This window comes from Pseudonocardia sp. SID8383, assembly GCF_009864975.1.
Lineage (GTDB): Bacteria > Actinomycetota > Actinomycetes > Mycobacteriales > Pseudonocardiaceae > Pseudonocardia > Pseudonocardia alni.
In genome coordinates, this window is sequence record NZ_WWFY01000455.1 from 1 (window position 1) to 3,536 (window position 3,536).

General features: G+C 74.9%; 5 protein-coding genes. All 5 read right to left on the minus strand.

Features of this window, described 5'->3' with window-relative positions:
- A partial coding sequence (locus GTW08_RS11120) for a TIGR04222 domain-containing membrane protein (protein ID WP_161151860.1) occupies window positions 1-891 on the minus strand: 891 nt, incomplete at its 3' end.
- A 166-nt stretch (window positions 892-1,057) separates the two neighbouring features.
- Window positions 1,058-1,510 (minus strand): SufE family protein, encoded by a 453-nt coding sequence (locus GTW08_RS11125; protein ID WP_073576378.1) that lies wholly within the window; start codon window positions 1,508-1,510, stop codon window positions 1,058-1,060.
- Entirely contained in the window at window positions 1,507-2,397 is an 891-nt protein-coding gene (locus tag GTW08_RS11130) for a sulfurtransferase (RefSeq protein ID WP_073576377.1), read from the minus strand. Before GTW08_RS11130 ends, GTW08_RS11125 begins: the two co-directional genes overlap by 4 nt.
- Window positions 2,398-2,437: 40 nt before the next feature.
- A complete protein-coding gene (locus tag GTW08_RS11135) occupies window positions 2,438-3,055 on the minus strand; it encodes a Maf family protein (protein ID WP_073576376.1) in 618 nt (205 codons plus the stop codon).
- 11 nt (window positions 3,056-3,066) lie between these two features.
- Window positions 3,067-3,536: PucR family transcriptional regulator (locus GTW08_RS11140; protein WP_161151861.1), on the minus strand; the 470-nt coding region annotated here is incomplete at its 5' end.

Genomic DNA, 3,536 nt, shown 5'->3' on the forward strand with positions numbered 1-3,536 from the left:
CCCGCCACTGTCACCGCCGGACCAGCCGACGACGCCACCGCCGTCGGAGGAGCCGCCCCCGGTCGCGGCGGGCGCCCCACCGAGCGTGGCGAGCTTCTGCGCGGCGAGCTCCTCGGCGAAGGCGGGCTCGGCGGCCAGCATCGCGCCGACCCCGAACGCACCGACCGACAGCGCGGCCGCGGCGGGCCCGACGGCCGTCCAGTCCGGGCGCATCGACGGCGACAGCGCGTCGTTCCGGGACCGGACGACGGAGAGCGCGGCGTCCCCGGCCCGGGTCCGGTCGGGCACCCGCGTCGCGAGCACCGTGGCGAACACCGCGGTGGCGGCGACGAGCGCGAGCAGGAACCCGACCGGGCGCCCACCGCCCAGACCGGCGGCGATCCGTACCGCACCGGCGAGGGCGAGCACCCCGACCGGCCAGGCGGTCGCCCGGTAACGGACCCGGTCGGTCGGGGACAGCAGCAGCCCCGCGGTCTCCAGCCGCTGCGCGGCCCGGGCCAGCTCGGTGCGGACCGGCTCGTGGGTGCCCAGCATCCGGCCCGGGGTCAGACGCTGCGCGGAGCGGTGGATCGCCCGCTGCAGCGCCGACGCGCCGTGCCCGGGGACCCGGCCCGCCCGCACCTGGCCCGTGGTGCGGCCGGAGGTGACCAGACTGCCGTCGACGTGCATGGCCGACAGAGCCGCGTGCACGGCCAGCTCGGGGCCGCCGTTGAGGTACGCGACGTCCTCGGGCCTGCTGTCGAGGGTGCGGGCGCCGCGCGGATCCCCCTGCGCGATCGTCCGCCGCCGGCGCAGCACGATCCCGGAGACCAGGACCAGCGCGACGACGTAGAGGACCAGGAAGGTCTGACCCGGGATGCCCCAGGTGTCCCCGGTGAGGTTCGTGCCCATCTCCACCACCCCCTGCGGTGAGCGACACTTCGTCGTTCGAAGCAGTGTGCGCCCGCTCACCCCGACCGGGTGACCGATTTGAGGTGGACTTGAGGAAGGGCCGCGGACGACGACAGCCGGGATCACCGACGGTGACCCCGGCTGTCGCGGGAGTGAGTGTGGGGGCTCAGGCGGTCGCGGCCCGCACCTGGTTCTTGATGCGCGCCAGCATCGCCGCGATGCCGCGCAGCCGCAGCGGGCTGACGGCCTCGGCGAGGCCGAGGTCGGTGTAGAAGTCGTCCGGCACGGCCAGCACCGCCGCGGCGGGCTGCCCGTCCAGCCCGGTCACCATGATCGAGGCGAACCCGCGGGTGGTCGGCGCCTCCTTCGGTGCGGAGAAGAACAGGTGCACCGGCCGCTCACCGCCGTCCTCCACCTCGACGGCGAGGAACAGCGGCGACTGGCACTCGTGGACCTGCTCCATCGTGTCCGCGGTCTCGGCGTAGCGCTCGGGCAGGTCCGGCAGCTCCTGGGACAGCTCCAGCAGCAACTGGAGACGGTCCTTCGGGCCGACCGCGGCGAAGTCGTCGACCAGCTCGGCGAGATCGGGGGGCAGGGTGCCCGGATCGGTGGAGCTCACGCGGACCCGCGCTCCTCGCCCTGCACGATCGGCACGCGCACGGCGTTGCCCCACTCGGTCCAGCTGCCGTCGTAGTTGCGGACCCGGTCGAAGCCCAGCAGGTACGTCAGCACGAACCAGGTGTGGCTGGAACGCTCACCGATCCGGCAGTAGGCGACGACGTCGTCCGAGGCCGACAGCCCCTGCTCCTGCTCGTAGATCGCGGACAGCTCGGCACGGCTCCTGAAGGACCCGTCCTCGGCGGCGGCACGGGCCCACGGGACGCTCGCCGCACCCGGGATGTGCCCGCCGCGGACCGCGCCCTCCTGCGGGTAGTCGGGCATGTGCAGCTTCTCGCCGGTGTACTCCTGCGGGGACCGCACGTCGACCAGCGGCCTGCCCAGGTGGGCGAGGACGTCGTCCTTGAAGGCCCGGATGCCGGAGTCGTCGCGCTCGACGACCGGGTAGTCGGCCCGGGCCGGGGCGGGCGCGTCGGTGACCATCTCGCGGCCCTCGGCGACCCACTTGGACCGGCCGCCGTCGAGCAGCCGCACGTCGGTGTGGCCGAACAGGGAGAACACCCACAGCGCGTAGGCGGCCCACCAGTTGTTCCGGTCCCCGTAGACGACGATCGTGGTGTCCCGGCCGATGCCACGCTCGGACATGATCTCGGCGAAGCGGGTGCCGTCGACGTAGTCACGGGTGACCGGGTCGTTGAGCTCGGTGTGCCAGTCGACCTTCACCGCGCCGGGGATGTGCCCGGTGTCGTAGAGCAGGACGTCCTCGTCCGACTCCACGACCACCAGACCGGGGTCCTTCAGGTGCTCCGCCAGCCAGGCGGTGGTGACCAGGCGCTCGGGGTGCGCGTATTCGGCGAGCTTCGGGTCGGGGTCGTGTCCGACAGTCATGGCCGCAGGGTAACCGCGTGCCCCGACACCCACACGGCGGTCAGGACCGTGGCGTCCACAGATCGACCACCGACACCCCGACCGCGCCCAGCAGGCGGCGCAGCAGCGGCAGGCTGATCCCGATCACGTTGGACGGGTCGCCGTCGATGCCCTCGACGAACCAGCCGCCCAGCCCGTCCAGGGTGAACGCGCCCGCGACCTCCAGCGGCTCGCCGGTGGCGAGGTAGGCGTCCAGCTCGGCGTCGGTCGGCTCGGCGAAGCGCACCCCGGTCCCGGCGTGCCCCTCGGCCTCCTGCACGACCGCTCCGCCGGCCAGGCGCAGGACGGCGTGCCCGGTCAACAGCTCGCCGGTGCGCCCGGCCATGGCCTTCCAGCGGCGCCGCGCGGTCTCCGCGTCGTGCGGTTTGCCGACCAGCTCACCGTCGACGAGCAGCATGGAGTCGCAGCCCACGACCACGCCGTCACCGGTCAGCCGGTCGGCGACGGCGGCGGCCTTGGCCGCGGCCAGCAGCGTCACCTTGCGCGCGGGGTCGGCGTCGGGGTGCGCGGCGAGCAGGGCGTCCTCGTCGACGTCGGAGACCTCCACGGCGGGGTCGGCCCCGGCGGCGCGCAGGACCGACAGGCGGGCGGGGGAGGCGGAGGCGAGAACCAGGCGCACGACGTCGGACGCTACCGGCCCGCCACCGCGGAGCCGTGGTCCGCCACCGGGTCGGTGGTCCGGTCCGGCCCGGCGACGCGGTGCAGGCGCAGCGCCAGGTGCAGGTGGAAGCGGCCCTCGGGGGTGCGCCAGTCCGGTCCGAGCAGGTCGTCGACGCGTTCGAGGCGCTGGCGCACGGTGTTCGGGTGCACCGACAACGCGTCGGCGGCCGGGGCGAGCAGCTCGCCCGCGGCGAACCAGTGCCACAGCGTCTCGGCCAGCCGGGTACGCCGGCGCCGGTCGTAGTCGAGGACCGGGCCGAGGTGGCGCCCGACGATCTCCCGCGACGTGGTGCCGGTCCGGTCCCGGATCACCGCGCCGACCGCGCCGAGCGAGGCGAAGTCCGCGTGCCCGGTGGTGCGGCCCAGGGCACGGGCCGCCGCGGCGACGTCAGCGGCCTCGGTGTGCGCGCGGCGCAGGTCCGACGGCCCGCCCGAGGGGC